Origin of the sequence: Mesorhizobium sp. M8A.F.Ca.ET.181.01.1.1, from assembly GCF_004792025.1 — a bacterium.
Lineage (GTDB): Bacteria > Pseudomonadota > Alphaproteobacteria > Rhizobiales > Rhizobiaceae > Mesorhizobium.
The window spans coordinates 1-298 of sequence record NZ_SRTV01000256.1; the positions used below are offsets into that span (position 1 = coordinate 1).

General features: G+C 62.1%; 1 protein-coding gene. It reads left to right on the forward strand.

Annotated elements, in window-relative coordinates; genetic code table 11:
- Window positions 1–298: fatty acid desaturase (locus EN824_RS34500; RefSeq protein ID WP_210236399.1), on the forward strand; the 298-nt coding region annotated here is incomplete at both ends.

The following is a 298-nucleotide window of genomic DNA, read 5'->3' on the forward strand; positions in this document are numbered from 1 at the left end:
CGCGCATCGTACGGTTATCAACGAAGCAGGTCTGTTCTGGCGCCTGCTCTATCTGAACAACAACTTTCATCTGGTTCACCACGACCTGCCGCACGTGCCATGGTTCGCGTTGCCCGCGATTTATCACGCGTCTCGCGAGCAGTACATCCAGCGCTCCGGGGGTTTTCTGGTCGAGGGTTATACAGACTGGGCGAGGCAATACGCGTTTGCCGCGGCCGAGCACCCGGTCTACCACCGGCCGCAAAGTTTCCCAGCGGCTCAGCATCACAGCCCGACGCGAGGGCAGCGCGCCGGTGCG